Annotated in this window: 18 protein-coding genes; 12 read left to right on the top strand and 6 right to left on the bottom strand. The window is 73.7% G+C overall.

The annotated features are described in order from the left end of the window. The first annotated feature begins 1 nt into the window (after position 1). The 3 genes from msrB to AB0E88_RS06200 all read left to right on the top strand — a co-directional run bounded on the left by msrB (position 2) and on the right by AB0E88_RS06200 (position 2,513). Positions 2 to 409: a peptide-methionine (R)-S-oxide reductase MsrB gene (gene msrB, locus AB0E88_RS06210; protein ID WP_361624619.1), complete on the top strand. Its 408-nt coding sequence runs from the start codon at positions 2 to 4 to the stop codon at positions 407 to 409. A 93-nt stretch (positions 410 to 502) separates the two neighbouring features. Further along, entirely contained in the window at positions 503 to 1,252 is a 750-nt protein-coding gene (locus AB0E88_RS06205; protein ID WP_361624616.1) for a protein phosphatase 2C domain-containing protein, read from the top strand. A gap of 46 nt (positions 1,253 to 1,298) precedes the next feature. Further along, a complete protein-coding gene (locus tag AB0E88_RS06200; protein WP_361624613.1) occupies positions 1,299 to 2,513 on the top strand; it encodes a SpoIIE family protein phosphatase in 1,215 nt (404 codons plus the stop codon). A 56-nt stretch (positions 2,514 to 2,569) separates the two neighbouring features. On the opposite strand, the gene AB0E88_RS06195 is transcribed toward AB0E88_RS06200, so the two are convergent. The 3 genes from AB0E88_RS06195 to AB0E88_RS06185 are packed head-to-tail and all read right to left on the bottom strand — an operon-like array spanning position 2,570 to position 5,349. Then, the gene (locus AB0E88_RS06195) at positions 2,570 to 4,024 is read right to left on the bottom strand and encodes a PLP-dependent aminotransferase family protein (protein ID WP_361624610.1); all 1,455 of its coding nucleotides are present in this window, start codon (positions 4,022 to 4,024) and stop codon (positions 2,570 to 2,572) included. Between the two features lie 24 nt (positions 4,025 to 4,048). Continuing rightward, positions 4,049 to 4,750, bottom strand: coding sequence for a phenylalanine--tRNA ligase beta subunit-related protein (locus AB0E88_RS06190; protein WP_361624607.1), 702 nt, complete (start codon positions 4,748 to 4,750; stop codon positions 4,049 to 4,051). A gap of 2 nt (positions 4,751 to 4,752) precedes the next feature. Continuing rightward, positions 4,753 to 5,349 (bottom strand): LysE family translocator, encoded by a 597-nt coding sequence (locus AB0E88_RS06185; protein WP_361624604.1) that lies wholly within the window; start codon positions 5,347 to 5,349, stop codon positions 4,753 to 4,755. A gap of 218 nt (positions 5,350 to 5,567) precedes the next feature. On the opposite strand from AB0E88_RS06185, the gene AB0E88_RS06180 reads away from it, so the two are divergent. The 6 genes from AB0E88_RS06180 to AB0E88_RS06155 all read left to right on the top strand — a co-directional run bounded on the left by AB0E88_RS06180 (position 5,568) and on the right by AB0E88_RS06155 (position 11,346). After that, the gene (locus AB0E88_RS06180; protein WP_361624601.1) at positions 5,568 to 6,698 is read left to right on the top strand and encodes an ABC transporter ATP-binding protein; all 1,131 of its coding nucleotides are present in this window, start codon (positions 5,568 to 5,570) and stop codon (positions 6,696 to 6,698) included. Beyond that, positions 6,695 to 7,402: an ABC transporter permease gene (locus tag AB0E88_RS06175; RefSeq protein ID WP_361624598.1), complete on the top strand. Its 708-nt coding sequence runs from the start codon at positions 6,695 to 6,697 to the stop codon at positions 7,400 to 7,402. The genes AB0E88_RS06180 and AB0E88_RS06175 overlap by 4 nt, the downstream gene beginning before the upstream one ends. Next, positions 7,399 to 8,067 (top strand): ABC transporter permease, encoded by a 669-nt coding sequence (locus AB0E88_RS06170; RefSeq protein WP_361624595.1) that lies wholly within the window; start codon positions 7,399 to 7,401, stop codon positions 8,065 to 8,067. The genes AB0E88_RS06175 and AB0E88_RS06170 overlap by 4 nt, the downstream gene beginning before the upstream one ends. 88 nt (positions 8,068 to 8,155) lie before the next feature. After that, on the top strand, positions 8,156 to 9,106 hold the full coding sequence (locus AB0E88_RS06165) for an ABC transporter substrate-binding protein (protein ID WP_361624592.1): 951 nt from the start codon (positions 8,156 to 8,158) through the stop codon (positions 9,104 to 9,106). A gap of 222 nt (positions 9,107 to 9,328) precedes the next feature. Further along, on the top strand, positions 9,329 to 9,982 hold the full coding sequence (locus tag AB0E88_RS06160; RefSeq protein ID WP_361624589.1) for a ScbR family autoregulator-binding transcription factor: 654 nt from the start codon (positions 9,329 to 9,331) through the stop codon (positions 9,980 to 9,982). A gap of 182 nt (positions 9,983 to 10,164) precedes the next feature. After that, positions 10,165 to 11,346 (top strand): damage-control phosphatase ARMT1 family protein, encoded by a 1,182-nt coding sequence (locus tag AB0E88_RS06155; protein ID WP_361624586.1) that lies wholly within the window; start codon positions 10,165 to 10,167, stop codon positions 11,344 to 11,346. A gap of 72 nt (positions 11,347 to 11,418) precedes the next feature. Here AB0E88_RS06155 and AB0E88_RS06150 read toward each other — a convergent pair whose 3' ends face one another. Then, complete coding sequence (locus AB0E88_RS06150; RefSeq protein WP_361624583.1) at positions 11,419 to 12,681, bottom strand: cytochrome P450; 1,263 nt, start codon at positions 12,679 to 12,681, stop codon at positions 11,419 to 11,421. Further along, entirely contained in the window at positions 12,678 to 13,574 is an 897-nt protein-coding gene (locus AB0E88_RS06145; RefSeq protein ID WP_361624580.1) for an alpha/beta hydrolase, read from the bottom strand. The genes AB0E88_RS06150 and AB0E88_RS06145 overlap by 4 nt, the downstream gene beginning before the upstream one ends. A 155-nt stretch (positions 13,575 to 13,729) precedes the next feature. Here AB0E88_RS06145 and cyc2 point away from each other — a divergent pair, with 155 nt between their 5' ends. Then, a complete protein-coding gene (gene cyc2 / locus AB0E88_RS06140; RefSeq protein ID WP_361624577.1) occupies positions 13,730 to 15,892 on the top strand; it encodes a germacradienol/geosmin synthase Cyc2 in 2,163 nt (720 codons plus the stop codon). A gap of 51 nt (positions 15,893 to 15,943) precedes the next feature. Here the strand turns inward: cyc2 and AB0E88_RS06135 are convergent, their stop codons facing one another. Beyond that, positions 15,944 to 16,681: a hypothetical protein gene (locus tag AB0E88_RS06135; protein WP_361624574.1), complete on the bottom strand. Its 738-nt coding sequence runs from the start codon at positions 16,679 to 16,681 to the stop codon at positions 15,944 to 15,946. An 87-nt stretch (positions 16,682 to 16,768) separates the two neighbouring features. Between AB0E88_RS06135 and AB0E88_RS06130 the strand changes: the two genes are divergently transcribed. Both AB0E88_RS06130 and AB0E88_RS06125 read left to right on the top strand, forming a co-directional pair. Continuing rightward, the gene (locus tag AB0E88_RS06130; RefSeq protein ID WP_361625148.1) at positions 16,769 to 17,635 is read left to right on the top strand and encodes a LysR family transcriptional regulator; all 867 of its coding nucleotides are present in this window, start codon (positions 16,769 to 16,771) and stop codon (positions 17,633 to 17,635) included. Between the two features lie 119 nt (positions 17,636 to 17,754). Next, a complete protein-coding gene (locus tag AB0E88_RS06125) occupies positions 17,755 to 18,357 on the top strand; it encodes a PDZ domain-containing protein (RefSeq protein WP_361624571.1) in 603 nt (200 codons plus the stop codon). Positions 18,358 to 18,443: the final 86 nt, after the last annotated feature.

Genomic DNA, 18,443 nt, shown 5'->3' with positions numbered 1-18,443 from the left:
CATGTCGTACGACGTCGAGAAGCCGGACGAGCAGTGGCGCGCGGAGCTGACCCCGGCGGAGTACGCGGTGCTGCGCCAGGCCGCCACCGAGCCCGCGTTCGTCGGTGAGTACACGGACACCAAGACCAAGGGCGTCTACTCCTGCCGGGCCTGCGGCGCCGAACTGTTCACCTCGCGGACCAAGTTCGAGTCCCACTGCGGCTGGCCGTCCTTCTACGACCCGAAGGACACCGACGCGGTGGAGCTGGTGCAGGACCGTTCCCACGGCATGGTCCGCACCGAGGTGCGCTGCGCCCGCTGCGGCTCCCACCTCGGGCACGTCTTCGAGGGCGAGGGCTATCCGACCCCGACCGACCAGCGCTACTGCATCAACAGCATCGCGCTGCGCCTGGAGCCCGAGGAGGGCTGAGAGCGTCACCGGGCCGCCCTGGACCGACGAGGGAGGCCCGGCCCACGGCCGGCGCAGACCGGCATGGTCCGAAGCGGAAGGCGGTGGACCCGCATGCCGTATGTCGCCGTGAGCGCACTGAGCCATCCGGGGCTGGTACGCGAACGCAACGAGGACAGTCTCGTCGCCGGACCGTGGACCTTGTGCGCCACCGTCACCGAGAGCCCGCAGACGCTGGTCTTCCCGCTGCGCTCACCCGTCGTGGTCGCCGTCGCCGACGGGCTCGGCGGTCACCCCGGTGGTGACGTGGCCAGCGCCCTCGTCGCCCGCCTGCTCGCCCGGGCCGGGCCCGTGCTGGCCGACGAGGACGCCGTACGGCAGGCGCTGAGCGACTGCAACCGCGCCGTGTACCAGGCCGCGGAGGGCGGCGACCTCACCGCCATGGGCACGACCGTCGCCGGTCTGGTCCTGCTGCACGACTCGGTGCTCGTCTTCAACATCGGCGACAGCCGGGTCTTCGCGACCTCCTCCGACGGGCTGCGCCAGGTGAGCGTCGACGACAGCCCGCCCCTCGAACCCGGTCAGCGCACGACGTCCCTGGTCACCCAGTGCCTCGGCGGCTCCGCCGCCCACCGTGACGTCCGGGCGCACGTCACCGTCCTGCCCCTGCGCCCCGGCGACCGCTACCTCGTGTGCACCGACGGGCTGACCGACCCGGTGACCGAGGACGTGCTCGAGGCGGTGCTGCGCGAGAGCGACGACGGCCGGGCGGCCTTCGAACTGTGGCGCGCGGCCATCGAGGCGGGCGGGCCGGACAACATCACCCTGGCGGTCGTGCGGGTGGGAGGGGACGCAGGCCCGTGATGATCCCGGTTGTGCGCGGCCGGGCGGGCGCTGTCACGATTTGATCGTGTTCAGCGTTGTGCGACGGATCAGAGCGCTCGGCCGGCCGGCCTCCCCGGGCCGGCCCGCGACCGCCCCGGGCGCCGGGGACCGGCGGCTCGCGGGGTTGCGGTCGCTGCTGAGCCGGGTCGGCACCACGCTCGACGCCGACCTCACCTGCGCGGAGCTGACCCACGCCGCGAGCGTGTTCGCCGGGTGCACGGCGGCGGTCGTCCGGATCACCGGCGGGACCGTCTCCGGGTACGAGGCGATCAGCGGCGACGCCGACGCGCTGCCCGACGTACGCCGGATCACCGAGGCGGTGCGGGAGGGCGGGCCGCTCCCGCCGGGAGCGGTCTTCGCGGGTGCCGCCGTCTGCCTGCCGCTCGCCACGTCCGAGCAGATGTACGGCGTCCTGGTGTGCGCCCGGCCGACGCCGCCCCTCACCTCGCAGGAGGCGGAACTGCTCGGGCTGCTGGCCGCTCCCGTCGGACCGTCCCTGCGGCACGCCGACGAGTACGCGCGCGTCAGCCGCACCATGGGCGACCTGCAGCGCGCGCTGCTCGCCGAGCCGGGACGGCCGCATCCGAACCTCGACGTGGCCGTACGCTATCTGCCCGCCGGGCGGCGCGCCCTGGTGGGCGGCGACTGGTGCGAGACCGTGCGGCTGCCCTTCGGCCGGACCCTGCTCGTCGTCGGCGACGTCATGGGCCACGGAGTGGAGGCCGCCGTCGACATGGCCGCGTACCGCTCCTCGCTGCGGTCGATCACCGCCACCGACCTGCCGCCGCACCGGGTGCTGCGGCAGATGGACGACCTCGCCGCCGGGGAGCCGGACATGCGGCCCGCCACGTGCCTGATCGCCCGCGTCGATCCCGCGCGCGGGCAGGTCACGCTGGCCGGGGCCGGGCATCTGCCACCGGTCGTGATCGACGAGCACGCCGGCAGCCGCCTGCTGCCGCTGCCCGTCGGGCCGCCGCTCGGGACCGGGCTCGGCGGGTACGAGTCCGCCACCTACGAACTGGACAGCGGCCACACGTTGCTGCTGTTCACGGACGGGCTGGTGGAGCGGCGCGGGGAGGACATCGACCGGGGGCTGGAGCGGTTGGCGCGGGTGCCGTTCCCTGCCGGGGCCACGCTGGAGCAGATCCTGGACACCGTTCTGGTCCGGATGGACGCACGGCACGCCGAGGATGACGTGGCGGTCCTGGGGGCGCGGCCGCGAGGGCGCGGCGGGCCGTAGGAGCGGGTGGCGGGCACCAGGAGAGGGTAGTGGGCACCGGGAGAGGGTGGCGGGCGTCAGCTCAGTTCGCGCAGAGCCCGGCCCAGACCTGCCACTCCCTCGGTGATCACTCCCGTCGGCGTCGCCGCGTAGCCGAGGACCAGGCCGGGGCGGCCGGGGCGCTGGCGGTGCCAGGAGAGGGGGTGGCACTTGACGCCGTGGGTGAGCGCGGCCCGGGCCAGGTCGGTGTCCGGGACGTCCGCGGCGTAGGTGACCGTCAGATGCAGCCCGGCTGCCGCACCGTGCACCACCGCGCCCGGCAGGTGGGCGGCGAGGGCGCCGATCATCGTGTCCCGGCGCCGGCGGTGACGGCCGCGCAGGAGCCGGAGGTGGCGTTCCAGGTCGCCGCAGTCCATCAGCTCGGCCAGCGTGAGCTGAGGGAGCACCGCGTTGCCCAGGTCGGCGAAGCGTTTGGCGGTGGTGAGGGCGGCGCGGTAGGCGGGCGGGGGGATCAGCCAGCCGATCCGCAGGGCGGGCGCGAGCAGCTTCGACACGCTGCCCATGTAGCAGACGCGGTCGGCCAGCAACTCGCGCAGCGCCGGCACCGGCGGCCGGTCGTAGCGGTGCTCGGCGTCGTAGTCGTCCTCCAGGATCAGCCCCCCGTCCCGCGCCCAGCGCAGCAGCTCACGGCGGCGCTCGCCGCTCGTGACGACGCCGGTGGGGAACTGGTGGGCCGGCGTGAGCAGGACCGCGCGGGCGCCCGAGGCGCGCAGGGCGTCGACGCGTATCCCGGCCTCGTCCACCGGTACCGGGGGTGTGGCCAGCCCGCCGTTGCGCAGATGCTGGCGCGAGCCCAGCGAGCCGGGGTCCTCCAGTGCGACGGCGTCGATGCCGTCGGCGCGCAGGACGGTGTGCAGCAGGGTGAGCGCCTGCGCGATCCCGGCCACGATGAGTACGTCGTCGGGAGCCACCCGCACCCCCCTGTTGCGCGCGAGCCAGTCGGCCACGGCCCGGCGCAGGGCCGGCGCGCCACGCGGGTCACCGTAACCGAGGCTGTCCGCCGACAACCCGGCGAGGACCGCGCGTTCGGCGCGCAGGTACGCGGCGCGCGGGAACGCCGTCAGATCGGGCCGGCCGGGGGTGAAGTCGAACGGGGCGGGGGCCGCACGCAGCGCGTCGAAGACGTCCGGGCCCGGCTCGCCGGTGAACGCGTCCGTGCCCGGGCCGGCCGGGGCGGCGGCTTCGCCGCGGACCCGCTCCTGCGGGACCGCGACCACGACCGTGCCCCCGCGCCGCCGCCCCTCCAGGTGCCCGTCCTCGGCCAGCCGGCGGTACGCCTCTGTCACCACGCCCCGCGACACGCGCAGTTCGGCGGCGAGCACCCGGGTGGGCGGCAGCGTGCTGCCCACCGTGAGCCGGCCGTCGGCCATGGCCCGGCGCAGACGCTCGGTCAGCCACCGCGCCTTGCCCCCGGCCGGTGCCCTGCCGATGTCGAGCTGCAGGAAGTCGGAGCCGCCGGGTGCTGCGTTCATCGGGCACATGCTGTCACGGTCCGCTCAGTCCCCGAAGGCGAACTCCGGCGCCCCGGCGATGAGAACGGCGTCCGTGACGAGGACCGGCCCGTGCGCGGCGAACTCCTCCGCGACCGTCTTCAGCAGCGCCCGCACGGTCTGCGAGCCGCCGTCGTGCATCGCCTCGGCCACCACCAGGACGCGGCGGGTGTCCGGGCCGACGGCGGAGTATCCGCTCTGCCGGTGGGTCCAGCGGCGGGAGTGCGCACGGCCGGCGCAGTCGACGAACGTCACCTCGCCGGGCGCGGGATGCTCCGTGGCGCCGCCGAAGGCCGTGTACACCTCGTCGCCCCGGGCGGGCCGTACTTCGAGCAGGGGGCCGGCGACGCGGTCCGCGTCGAGGGCGGCGACCGGGACGGCGTGGGCCACCGAGATCGCGTTGCACAGGTCCACCACCGGGTGGATGCGCGGCAGGCCGCCCTCCTTGCGCAGCCGCCGCAGCAGCGACTCCGCGGCGCACCGGTACTGCGTGGGCCGCAGACCCAGCCGGGAGAACGTGCGGCGCCAGGCCGCCACTTCGGGGAACTCGCCCTCCGGGGCCCCGGCCAGGCGGGCCGCGGCCAGGGCGGTGTGCGCGGCTGCCCGCGGGCCCGTGTCCGCGAGGGCGTCGACCCCGTCGGCGTACAGCACACCGGCGGCGAGCCCCGGGTGGGCGGACCAGATCGCGTCCGCGTGCCGGAAACGCATGCTCACGCCACCGCCAGCCGCAGGCTCAGGGCGACGAAGCAGGCGGCGAAGCCCCGGCGCATCCCCGTCAGCAGTCCGGGCCGCTCGGGCAGCCGCTCCCGCAGCGCGGCGGCGCCGAGGGCGTACGCGGTGAAGACGACGAAGGTCAGGGCCATGAACACCGCTCCCAGCCGCAGCATCGCCCCGACGTCGCCCGGCGTCACGAACTGCGGCAGGAACGCCAGGAAGAACAGGGCCGGTTTGGGGTTGAGCAGGTTGACCAGGACGGCGGAACCGATCAGGCGGGAGGCGGAGCGCGGTGCGGCCTCCCGGTCGACCACCAGGGCCGAGCGGTCGCGCAGCATCGCCCCCGCCATGTACAGCAGATAGGCGACACCGAGGTACTTCACCACGGTGAAGGCGACGGTGCCCGCGTGCAGCAGGGCGGCCAGCCCGGTCACGGCGGCCAGCAGGTGCGGCAGGGCGGCGAGGGTGCAGCCGCACGCGGCCACCACGCCGGCCCGCCGGCCGTGCGTGAGCCCGGCGGCCAGCGTGTACACCACGCCGGTGCCCGGGGTGACGACCACCACCAGGGTGGTCAGCAGGAACGTGACGCTCAAGGGAACCTCCGCGAGAAGGGCGAGGTGCCCCACCCTGCCCGCGCCTTGGCCCGCCGGACAGGGCCAAAGACGGCACTGTTCACCGGTCCATAACAGCGGCCTTCCGGGGTAGGGACGTTCACGGCGTCTAGACTCGTCCGGCATCGGGCGTCCGTACGCACGTACGGAAAGACGCCTGCCGCCAGGCACGTGCTGCCAACCGAAGGGCGTTCGGCGTTTTGATACGGATGGAATCAGTCACCAAGCGGTACCCGGACGGCACGGTGGCGGTCGACGGGCTCACGCTGGAGATACCCGAGAAGGCGATCACCGTCCTCGTCGGCCCCTCCGGCTGCGGCAAGACGACGACCCTGCGGATGATCAACCGGATGGTCGAGCCCAGCGAGGGCCGCATCCTGCTCGACGGCACCGACCTCCAGCAGCAGCCGGTGCACACCCTGCGCCGGTCCATGGGATACGTCATCCAGCACGCCGGGCTCTTCCAGCACCGCACGATCGTCGACAACATCGCCACCGTCCCGCGTCTGCTCGGCTGGGGCAAGGCCAAGTCCCGCGAGCGGGCCCGTGAGTTGATGGAGCGCGTCGGCCTCGACGGCTCGCTCGCCCGGCGCTACCCGCACCAGCTCTCCGGCGGCCAGCAGCAGCGCGTCGGCGTGGCCCGGGCGCTCGCCGCCGACCCCCCGGTCCTGTTGATGGACGAGCCGTTCTCCGCCGTCGACCCCGTGGTCCGCAAGGGTCTCCAGGACGAACTGCTGCGCCTGCAGGACGAGCTGGGCAAGACGATCGTCTTCGTCACCCACGACATCGACGAGGCCGTCAAACTCGGCACCATGGTCGCCGTCCTGCGCACCGGCGGCCGGCTCGCCCAGTACGCGCCGCCCGCCGAGCTGCTGTCCCGGCCGGCCGACGCCTTCGTCGAGGACTTCCTCGGCGCCGACCGGGGCATCCGGCGCCTGTCCTTCTTCTCCTCCGCCGGCCTCGGACTGCTCACGGAGCCGGTCGTCGCGGTGGACGCCACAGCGCAGCAGATCGCCGCGGCGGACGGGGGCGAGGCGCCCTACCTCCTCGTCACCGACGCCGACGGCAGGCCGCTCGGCTGGGGCGAGCCGGGCGAGCTGACCGCCGGGAGCATCGACCCGGCCCGACTGCTGCCGTACGGGCGGCCGTTCGTCGCCGGCACCGACTCGCTGCGGGCCGCGCTGGACTGCGCCGTGCTGTCACCGACCGGCTGGGCCGTCGCCGTGGACGACACCGGGCGCGTGCGCGGTGTCGTGTCGCAGCAGGCCATCGGGGCGGCGATCCGGGCCGCGCACGCCCAGAGCCCGAGCGCGCCGAAGGCCCTGCGATGAACGGCCTGTTCCACCTTCCCAGCGATCTGCAGAACACCTACCTCGGCCTGGTCGGCATGCATCTGCGCGAGGCGCTGATCCCGGTCCTCGCCGGGCTGCTGGTGGCGCTGCCCCTCGCCCAGCTGTGCGTGCGGCTGCGCTGGCTGTACCCGCCGGTGCTCGGGGTGGCGACCGTGCTGTACGCCGTCCCCTCCCTCGCCCTCATCGTCTTCCTGATCGACTACACCGGCCAGAGCGAGACGACCGTGATGATCCCGCTCGGCCTCTACAGCCTGGTGGTCCTCGTCCCGGCCGTAGTCGACGGCGTCCGCTCGGTGCCGCAGGAGACCCTGGACGCCGCGACCGCCATGGGCTTCGGACCCGTGCGCCGCTATCTGACGGTGCAGTTGCCGATCGCGGTGCCCGCGATCCTCGCCGGACTGCGCGTCGCGACGGTCTCCAGCATCTCCCTGGTCAGCGTCGGCATGCTGATCGGCAACCAGGGCGGCCTCGGCAACCTGCTGAACGACGGCATGACCTACCAGCAGCCCCGGCTGGTGTGGCTCTCGGTCATCGGCACCGCCGTCCTCGCCGTCCTCGCCGACGCCGTCCTCGTCGCCGTACGCCTGCTGCTCACGCCCTGGATGCCGCGCGGCACCCGTACGGCGACCGCCGGACCGCGCCCCGAACCTGTGGTGTCCGCGACCGAGGAGGCCACGCGGTGAACATCCTCCACTTCGTCGACGCCTTCTTCAGCGACAGCTCCCACTGGCACGGCTACGACGGCATCCCCACCCGGCTGCGCGAACACGTGCAGTACTCGCTGCTGGCGCTGGTGATCGCCGCCGCCGTCGGGCTGCCGGCCGGACTGCTCACCGGGCACACCGGACGCGGCGGCAACGCGCTCGCGCTGATCGCCACCGCCGCCCGCGCCCTGCCCAGCTTCGGCCTGCTGGTGCTGATGTTCATCCTGCTCGGCTTCGGACTGCTGCCGGTGATGATCCCGCTGGTGGTCCTCGCGATCCCGCCGATCCTCGTCACCACCTACGAGGCGGTGCGCTCCGTCGACCCGTCCCCGGTGGACGCGGCCCGGGGCATGGGCATGCCCGAGACACGCATCCTCTTCCGGGTCGAACTGCCCGTCGCGCTCCCGCTGATCCTCAGCGGTCTGCGCTCGGCGGCCATCCAGATCGTCTCGACGGCCACCATCGCCGCGTACGTCAGCTTCGGCGGGCTCGGCCGGTACGTCATCGACGGCCTGTACCAGCACGACTACGAGAAGGTCGTCGGCGGCGCCACCCTGGTGGCCGGGCTGGCCCTCGTCACCCTCGCGCTGTTCTGGGCCGCCGGCCGTTACGCGGTGTCGCCGGGGGTGCGCCGGCGGGGCTGAGAGGACGAGCCCAACGGGCGCCATGACGAAGTGCATTGGTAACACAAATGCCCTTGACGGGGGAGAAGTGGCTGGATTGGATCAGTGGGTGACTACTACCGCCCAGCACCGCAGGACCCGCAGGCCCCTCGCCGCCGCCGTCGTGCTCGCCGCGACGTCCGTGCTGCTGGCAGGGTGTTCCTCCGACAGCAAGGGCGACAACCCGCTCGCGGAGAACGACTCCGACGGCAAGACGGTGGTCGTCGGCTCCAACAACTTCCCCGAGTCCACGCTGCTCGCCGACATCTACGGCGAGGCGTTGCGCGCCAAGGGCGTCAAGGTCACCTACAAGCCCAACATCGGCACCCGCGAGACGACGTACGGCCTGATCAAGAACGGTTCCCTCACCGTCCTGCCCGAGTACAACGGCGCGTTGCTCGCCTACCTCGACCGCAAGGCCACGCCGAAGACGGCCGAGGAGACCACCCGGGCCATCGCGGCCAAGCTGGACCCGGAGCTGACGCTGCTGCAGCCCTCTCCGGCCGAGGACAAGGACGCGCTGGCGCTCAACGCGCAAACGGCGGCGAAGTACCACCTCACGTCCTCCTCGACCATCGCCGACCTCAAGGACATCGCGGGGGAACTGGTCGTCGGCGCCTCGCCTGAGTTCCAGAAGCGGCAGCAGGGCCTGGAGGGCCTGAAGTCGGTGTACGGCCTGGAGTTCAAGTCGTTCAAGGCGCTGGACGCGGGCGGCCCGCTGACCCAGGCGGCGTTGAAGCAGAACAACGTCCAGGTCGCGGACCTCTTCTCCACCGACCCCACCGTGCAGAAGGAGAAGTTCGTCGTCCTGCAGGATCCGAAGAACCTCTTCGGCTTCCAGAACGTGCAGCCCCTGGTCTACAAGAAGGGCCTGCCGCAGCCGGGCGTCGACGCGCTCAACGCCGTCTCCGCCAAGCTGGACACGAAGACGCTGCTCGCCCTGGACGCCCAGGTCCAGTTGGACAAGAAGGACCCGCTCGACGTGGCGCAGGCCTGGCTGAAGTCCGTGGGACTGGGCTGACCGAGCCGGAAACAGACCTTCCGCCCCGTACTCCCGGCCATGTTCGGCCGGGAGTTGAGTGGGTAGCAGCTCGGGAGCGGGACCACGCGTGCGCGTGCCGCTCCCCTGGCCGGGGTGGGCCCGGGCGACCGGTGAGCTAGCATGTACGCGGAGTGAGCAACACCCGTGAAACAAACGGCGTGGTCCGTTCTCTCTTCCCGTACCCCCAGGAGTGACCTGTCGATGCCGAGGCAGTTACGCGCCGAACAGACCCGCGCGACGATCCTCACCGCCGCAGCCGACCTGTTCGACCGGCACGGCTACGAATCGACGAGCCTCAGCGACATCGTCGAGCACGCCAAGGTCACCAAAGGCGCCCTCTACTTCCACTTCGCCGCCAAGGAAGACCTCGCGCACGCCATCCTGGAGATCCAGTCCGAGGCGTCCCGCAAGGTCGCCGGTGACGTCGACGGCCACGGATACCCGTCCCTGGAAGCGCTGATGCGCATCACCTTCGGCTTCGCCCGGCTGTCCGTCGAGGGCCCGATCGCCCGGGCCGGTCTCCGGCTCGCCACCGGTTCCGTCCCGGTCCGCCCGCCGTTGCGCCACCCGTTCACCGAGTGGCGCGAGCTGGTCTCCCGGCGGCTGCGCGGCGCGGTCCGCGAGTCCGACCTCCATCCGGACGTCGACATCGACGCCGTCACCCACTCCCTGGTCTCCTTCTTCGTCGGCACCCGAGTCGTCGGCCGCTCCCTGGAGCCCGTCACCCGGCTGCCCCGCCGGATGGCCGAGATGTGGCACCTGCTCATCCGCGGCCTGGTGCCGGTGCCGCGCCGCCCGCGCTATCTGACGCTCGTCACCCGCCTGGAGCGCGAGGCCGCGGCGGCCGCCGTCTGACACCGGCTTCCCGGCCGTCCCACCGTCGCCCGACGGCAGGCGAGCGCCGGGCCGCTCGCCGCCGGGCCGACGGGAAGCGGAACGACGCCGTCGCCGGGCCGGCGGAAAGGAGAACGGCGCCGTCGCCGGGTCGGCCGGGACGAGAACGGCGCCGTAGCCCGGCCGGAGGTACGGTGAGCGGCATGCCCGACACCCCGCAGCCCCCGGAGCTGCGCGCCGACGAGCCCGGATCCTTCCCGCACAGCGTGCTCGCCGAACGGCACCTCGCGATCGTCCGGCAGGTCCGCGACGCCTTCCCCTACGGCCCCGACCTGCGCGCAGCCCTCGACGCGCTGCTCGCCCAGTGCGCGCACGGCGTGATCGAACCCCTCCCGGACCAGGCCCCGGACCGCGACCGCTGGCTTGCCTGGGGGCTTGGGACGTACACCGGCCGGTCCTGGTTCGACGTGCCCTGGCTGTGGTCGGAGAGCTACTTCTACCGCCTGCTCCTGGAGACCGTCGGCTACTTCGGCGACGGCCCCTGGCGCGGCATCGACCCGTTCCGGCCCGCCAAACGCGCCGAACTCGACGCCCCCGAGACCGACGAGGAACTCGCCGCACTCGACCGGCTCGCCACGCTGACCCCGCACGAACAGGGCACCGCCCTGCTGCACGGCTCCCTGTGGGGCAACCGCGCCGACCTGAGCTTCCGCCTCCAGACGGCCGGCGGTGCCGCCCGGGACACCGCCCCGGCCCTGCTCGCCGACGACAGCGCGGCCCTGTGGGCGCTGCTCCCGCCCGGCCGCGCGGACGGCACCCTCTGCCTCGTCGCCGACAACGCCGGCCGCGAACTCGTCCCCGACCTCCTGCTGATCTCCCACCTGCTCGCCCACGGCCACGTCGCGCGCGTCCAGCTGCACGTCAAACCGCATCCGTACTACGTCTCCGACGCCACCACGGCCGACGTCGTGGACGCCCTGCGCCGGCTCACCGCCGCCCCGGGCGCGGCCGGGGAACACGGGCGGCGGCTGTGGCAGGCCATGACCGACGGCACCCTCGCCGTGCGCGCCCACCCGTTCTTCGCCGGTCCGCTGCCCTACGCGCGGATGCCCGGCGACCTGCGCGCCGAGTTCGCCGCCTGCACGCTGACCGTGGTCAAGGGCGACCTCAACTACCGGCGCCTGGTGGGTGACCGGATGTGGCCCGCCACCACGGCGTTCGCCGAGGTCACCGCCCACTTCCCGGGGCCGGTCGCCGCGCTGCGCACCCTGAAGTCGGACGTGGTGACCGGTCTCGACTCCGCCACCGTGGCCGCCCTCGACTCCGCCGAGGGACCGGGATGGCGGACCAGCGGTACGCATGCGCTGATCCAGGTCCGGCGGTGACCATCGAGCCGTGGGGGCGAGGGGCGCTGGTCGGGGGGCCGAGGGTGCGAGGGGCGCCGGCGCGCGGGACGCTCAACCGGTGCGCACCGGCAGCTCCTTGATGCCGTTGATGAAGTTCGACACCAGCCGCTTCTCCGGCCCCGCGAGGCGCAGTACAGGCAGCGTCCGCAGCACCTCCTCGTACAGCAGCCGCAGTTGCAGCCGGGCGAAGTGCGCGCCCAGGCACACATGCGGGCCGTTCCCGAACGACACATGCGGATTCGGGGAACGGGCGAGGTCGAGCCGGTCGGGCTCGGCGAAGACCCGCTCGTCGCGGTTGGCGGCGGCGTGGAAGACGACCACCTTCTCGCCCGCCCGGATGCGCCGCCCGGCCAGCTCGGTGTCCCGCAGCGCGGTTCGGCGGAAGGTGAGCACCGGCGGGTGCCAGCGCAGCAACTCGTCCACGGCCGTGGCGAGGCCGGCTTTGCCCGCGCGCAGAGCCTCGTACTGCTCCGGGTGGCCGGCGAGCGCCAGCAGGCCGCCGGGCGCCGCACTGCGCACGGTGTCGTTGCCGGCGACCGTGAGCAGGAAGAAGAACATCTCCAGCTCCGGCCCGGTGAGTTCGGCGTCGTGAGCGAGGGTCGTCATGATGTCGTCGGCCGGACGGCGGCGCTTGTACGCGGCGAGCTGCCGGGCGTACGCGAACATGTCCCCGAGCATCGCCGGTGAGCGCGGGTTCACCGGGCGCCCCGCCGCGTCCCGCACGGCCGGCCCGGCCTCGTCGGGATCCTGGTAGCCGATGACGCGCTGCGTCCAGTGCAGCAGCAGCCCGCGGTCGCTCTCCGGTACACCCAGCAGGTCGGTGAGGTTGAGCAGCGCGTAGTCGTCGGTCACCGCCGCCACCAGATCGACGGTGCCGCCGTCGGCCGGGACCCCGGCCAGTGCCCGGCCGAGCAGCTCCCGGGCGCGGTCCCGGGCGACGTGCGTGAAGCGTTCGACCCGGCCCGGGGTGAACGCCCGGCTGACCAGGCGGCGCAGCCTGCCGTGCCCGGGCGGGTCCTGGTTGAGCATCATCCGCCGGATGAACGGCAGGTCCTCGGGGTCGGGGTCGCGGATCTGGGTGGCGCCCAGGTGCGAGGAGTACGTCGTCGTGTCCTTGAGCACCCGCACCACGTCCGCGTGCCGGGTCACCGCCCAGAACCCGGGGCCCGCGGGCCAGCCCAGCACCTCCGCCTCGGTCTGCCAGGCCACCGGATGGTGGTCGCGCAGTACGCGGTAGGCGGCGTACGGGACGGCGTGCGCGTACTGCCGGGGGTCGAACACGTCGGGCACGGGCGGGGCGGTGGGAGCGGTCACGCGTCCTCGCCGGCCGCGTCCTCGGCGCGGGGGCTGCCGGCGTCCCGTGTGCCGTCACCGTCCTGTGAGGCGTCCCTTGCGTCACCGTCCGGTGAGTGGTCCCTCGTGCCGCCGCCCTCCCGCGGGTCGTCGGCCCGCAGGAAGTCCTCGACGACGCGGATCAACTCCAGCGGCGTCTCGTCCATGGCGTAGTGACCGGCGCCCGGCAGTTCGTGGATCTCCGCTCGCGGGAACCAGGCACCCCAGGTACGGCGCAGCAGATCCGCGGAGAGCGCCGGGTCCAGCGCACCGGCGACGGCGAGCGCGGGGTGGCCGGCACCGCGCACATCGGCGTGGAAGTCCTCCCCGGCCCAGGAGTCCAGCCAGGCGCGGAACGCCTTGTCGTCGCCGCACTCCAGCGAGCGGGCGACCATCCGCTCGAGCCAGGCCGCGGGGCGGCGACCGCCGGTCGTGATGTCGATGATGGCGCGCCGGTTCTCCGGCCGGTGCGCGGCGTCCGCGAACAGCTCCCACTGCTCGGGCGGCAGCGCGAGCCCCGAGGCGGGCACGGGGGACACCCCGACCAGCCGGCGCAGGCGGTGCGGGGCGGCATGGAGCAGCCGCTGCCCGACCGCGCCGCCCATCGAGTGGCCCACCACCGAGAACCGGTCCCAGCCGAGCCGGTCGGCCAGCGCCACCAGGTCCCGGGCGGCCTGTCCGGTGGTGAACGGGCCGCCGGCGTCCCTCGCCCCGCCGTAGCCGCGCAGATCGACCAGGGCGTAGGTGAAGGACACGCCGTCGAGGTCGGCGCGTACGGGTGCGAAGGCGGAGCGGTCGGCGAACCAGCCGTGCACGGCGAACACCTTGTGGGCGCCGTCGCCGAGCAGCTCGTGCGGGAGCGTGAACGTCGTCATGCGACCACGGTGGACGCAAGGCCGCGCGGCGTCCAGGGGCCGTGCGGGGGCAACTCCCGCGTCTGTTCGGGCCTGTTCGGGCCGTGGTTCACGCGATGGTGTGATCATGTCCGCCCGCCCGGATGCCTGCCGAGGGCCCTGGGTAGGGCCCGGCCATGACGCAGCCGTTCGAACTCCCGCACTTCTACATGCCGTATCCCGCGCGGCTCAACCCGCATCTGGAGGAGGCCCGGGCGCACTCCACGCTGTGGGCGCACGAGATGGGCATGCTGGAGGGGTCGGGGATCTGGGAACAGTCCGACCTGGAAGCGCACGACTACGGACTGCTCTGCGCCTACACCCACCCCGACTGCGACGGGCCCGCCCTGTCGCTGATCACCGACTGGTACGTGTGGGTGTTCTTCTTCGACGACCACTTCCTGGACATGTTCAAGCGCACCCAGGACCGCGCCGCCGGGAAGGCCCACCTCGACCGGCTGCCGCTGTTCATGCCGCTGGACCCCGCCGCGCAGGTGCCGGAGCCGGAGAATCCGGTGGAGGCCGGGCTCAGGGACCTGTGGCAGCGCACCGTGCCGTCCATGTCGGTCGGCTGGCGGCGCCGCTTCTCCGTCGCCACCGAGCATCTGCTCAACGAGTCGATGTGGGAGCTGTCCAACATCAACGAGGGCCGGATCGCCAACCCGGTCGAGTACATCGAGATGCGCCGCAAGGTGGGCGGCGCGCCCTGGTCGGCGGGGCTCGTGGAGTACGCGACGGCGGAGGTCCCGGCGCAGGTGGCGCTCACGCGGCCGCTGCGGGTGCTGATGGAGACCTTCTCCGACGCCGTGCACCTGCGCAACGACCTCTTCTCCTACCAGCGCGAGGTGGAGGACGAGGGGGAGAACAGCAACGGCGTGCTCGTGCTGGAGACCTTCTTCGGCTGCACGACGCAGGAGGCCGCCGACACCGTCAACGACATCCTCACCTCGCGGCTGCACCAGTTCGAGCACACGGCGCTCACCGAGGTGCCCGCGCTCGCCCTGGAGCACGGGCTGAACCCGGCCGAGGTCGCCGCCGTCGCCGCCTACACCAAGGGGCTGCAGGACTGGCAGTCCGGCGGCCACGAGTGGCACATGCGCTCCAGCCGCTACATGAACAAGGGCGCCCGGACCGATGCGCCGTGGCAGGCCCTCACCGGACGCGGCACCTCCGCCGCCGACGTGGGCGCACTGCTCGCCTCGGCCGCCCAGGACCGGCTGCGCACCTATCGGAACGTGCCTTTTCGGAAGGTCGGCCCGTCCCGCATCCCCGACCTGTACATGCCCTTCCCGCTCGCACTCAGCCCGCATCTGGACGCCACGCGCGTGCGCCTGGCCGACTGGTGCCGGGCGACCGGCATCCTGCGGGAGGGTGTCTGGGACGAGGACAAGCTCCGCGCCTACGACCTCGCCCTGTGCTCGGCCGGCCTGGACCCCGACGCCACCCCCGAGGCCCTCGACCTCAGCGCCCAGTGGCTGGCCTGGGGCACCTACGGCGACGACTACTACCCGCTCCTGTACGGCCACCGCCGTGACCTGGCAGCCGCCCGGCTGACCACCGCCCGGCTGTCGGCGTGCATGCCCGTCGACGGCGAGGAGCCGCTCGCCCCGGCCAACGCCCTGGAACGCGCCCTGGTCGACCTGTGGGCGCGCACCACGGCCCGGATGACGCCGGAGCAGCGGCGCACGATGAAGGCGTCCGTCGACGTGATGACCGAGAGCTGGGTGTGGGAGCTGTCCAACCGGCTGCAGAACCGGATCCCCGACCCGGTGGACTACCTGGAGATGCGCCGCCGGACGTTCGGCGCCGACCTCACCCTCAGCCTGTGCCGCATGGGGTACGGCCCCGCCGTACCGGCCGAGGTCTACGCCGCCGGACCGGTGCGCTCCCTGGAGAACGCCGCGGTCGACTACGCGTGCCTGCTGAACGACGTCTTCTCCTACCAGAAGGAGATCGAGTACGAGGGGGAGATCCACAACGCGATCCTCGTCGTGCAGCACTTCTTCGGCTGTGACTATCCGCAGGCGCTCGGCGTGGTCCACGACCTGATGACCCAGCGGATGGAGCAGTTCGAGCATGTGGCCGCGCGCGAACTGCCCGTGCTGTACGACGACCTGGCGCTGTCCGCCGAGGCTCGCGCGGCCATGGACGGCTATGTCACGGACCTGCAGAACTGGATGGCCGGCATTCTCAACTGGCACCGCGGCGTGGACCGCTACAAGGCCGAGTGGCTGGCCCGCGGCGCCCACGGCTTCCTGCCGGACCGCCCGCCCGCCGTGCCGGCCCTGACGCTCGGCTGACCCCGGCACCCCGTCTGCCGCTCACCGGACGCGTGGCATCGGGCCCGTACGTCAGGCGGGTTGACGGGTCGCGCGGGCCGCATGGTCGACGGCGGCCCGCGCCAGGGCCCTGATCATCGGGTGCGCGTGCGAGCCGTCGCCGGACAGCTCCGGCTGGAAGAGCGAGGCCAGGAAGAAGGGGTGGTCCGGCAGTTCGGCGATGCGGACCCGCCCCTGTGCGTCGTGACCGCTGAAGCGCAGCCCGTGCTGCCGCAGGGTGTCGAGGTGACGGGAGGGGCCGTAGTGGCAGTTGTAGCGTTCCACCGTCCGCTCCGCGCCGATCACCGACTGGGCGAGCGACCCCGCCTCCAGGACGACGGTGTCCTCGTGGCCGGCCAGTGAGCAGGCCAGCGGCTCGATGAGGAAGTCGTCGGCGCCGGGGTCGTTCTCCGCGTGCGCCACCCCCGTCAGCCCGCAGACGCCCCGGGCGAACTCCAGCAGCGCGTGCTGGAAGCCGCCGCACGTGCCGAGGAACGGGATGCCCTCCGTGCGCGCGGTGCGGATCGCGGCGAGGACACCCGCCTCGCTGCGGTACGGGCTGCCCGGCACCACCCACACGGCGTCGAAGCCGCGCACGGCGCCCTCGGCCGCGGCGTCCTGCGACGGGATCCAGTACGCGTCCAGGACGAGCCGGTCGTGTGCGGCGAGCGCGTGCAGCAGTTCGGGGATGCGCGAGTGCGAGACGACGTTGGGAGAGCGGTCGCCGACCAGGGCGACCTTCGCGACAGGGCTGAGGGTGGTGTCGGTCATGGGCCTCATCCTGGTTCGCGCCCTCGTTCACGTCCAACGATGATCCCTGCACTGTCCATAAGGAACGCTGATGTCATCCTGGACGGCATGGACCCGCACCTGCTGCGCACCTTCGTCGCCGTCGCGCGGCTCGCCTCCTTCTCCGAGGCGGCCCGCGACCTGGGCTACACCCAGTCGGCGGTCTCCCAGCACATCGCGGCGCTGGAGCAGGACCTCGGCGCCCCGCTGCTCACCCGCCGGCCCGTCGCCCCGACCGCGGCGGGCGAGCGGCTGCTGGAGCACGCGGGCGCGCTGCTGCTGCGTCTGGACGCCGCCCGTGCCGACGTGCGGCGCCTCGCGGCCGCCCCCGACCACGGGCTGACCCTGGCGGCCACCGCCACGGCGCTCGGGCCCGCCGTCGTGGCGGCGCTGCCGAGCGCGGGCGTCACCGTCCGGGTGCTGCCCCGCGACGCGGTCCCCGCGGCGGTCGCCACCGGAGCGGCCGACCTGGGCCTGGCCGACGGCCTCGCCGCGCCCAGCGACCCGCTCCGGCTGCCCGACGTGGCGCCCCTGACCGCGTACGGCGTCGGGGAGGAGCCCGTGTGCGTGCTGCTGCCGGCGGCGCACCCGCTGGCCCGCCGCCCGCAGGTGCGGCTCGGCGACCTCGCCGACGCGCGATGGCTGGACGCGCCGGACGCGGGCCTGCCCCTCGCCCACCTGCGAGCCGCGCACGGCGGTCACGGCTTCCGCCCCTCCCTGCGCTACGAGGGCACCGACGTGCGCGCCCTGACCGCGCTGGCCGCCGCCGGACACGGCCTGACGCTGCTGCCCCGCACGGCGGCCGGGGCCGTGCCCGGGGCGGTCGCCGTGCCGGTGAGCAGCCCCCGGCTCGTGCACCGGACGGAACTGCTGTACGCGGGGCGGCCCCGGGGCGCGGCGGCGGCCCTGGCGGACGCCCTCGGGACACGGCCGTGAGCCGGCGCGAGCGCGGCCCGGGCGGCCTGCCCCGCCGCCGTTGACGCCGGGTCAGTCTCACTCGTTCGTGGCACGTTCCGCGCCGGTGTGCCGGGTAGATCACCGGCCGGAGGCGAACCATGGAACACACCGCGTTGCGTCCCAAGCCGATGCCGGGCCGCGATCCCGGCGCTGCCCGCCCCGCGGGACAGCCCCGGCGCCCGCACGCTGCGCGGCGCCGCGGCCGGCGGCTCACCACCTGGCTGTTCGGCCTGTTCGCCGGGGCGGTCCTGGTCCTGACGGGCGTCGGGCTCGGCACCGTTGGTGCCACCGTGATCGGCCTGGGCAAACTCGCCGACCTGCAAGGACAGGCCGCCGCCCCCGGCCCCGCCCGCCCCTCCGGCAACGCCTCGCACGGCGCCGCGAGCCCGGCTCCCACCCCCGCGGACACCCCCGGGCCCGCCGGTCCGCCCGGCCCCGTACGGGCGTCGCTCGGCGTGGAGGTGATGGACGGCGAGAAGGCGGGCGCCCTCGTCGTCGGCGTCCACGTCCCCGGCCCGGGTTACGCGGCCGGTCTGGTCCGGGGGGACGTCGTCCTCGCCGTGGGCCGAAGCCGCGTCGACTCCGCCGCCGACCTGGGGCGGCTCGTCGCCGCAACGCGTCCGGGCACACCCCTCGTGCTGACGGTCCGCCACCGCGGGGGCTACCAGCAGTTGACCGCCGTACCGGGCGTCCTCACCTGACCACGAGCACGGTCGTACGCCCTCCCCCCAGGGGATCTCACGGATTTTCCGCGACGAAGCACGCCAGGCGACGGTCGGGCGACGGG

It is taken from the genome of Streptomyces sp. NPDC028635, assembly GCF_040637635.1.
Lineage (GTDB): Bacteria > Actinomycetota > Actinomycetes > Streptomycetales > Streptomycetaceae > Streptomyces.
Note: the sequence above shows the minus strand (reverse complement) of the source record. Positions and strands in the feature narration are given on the sequence as shown.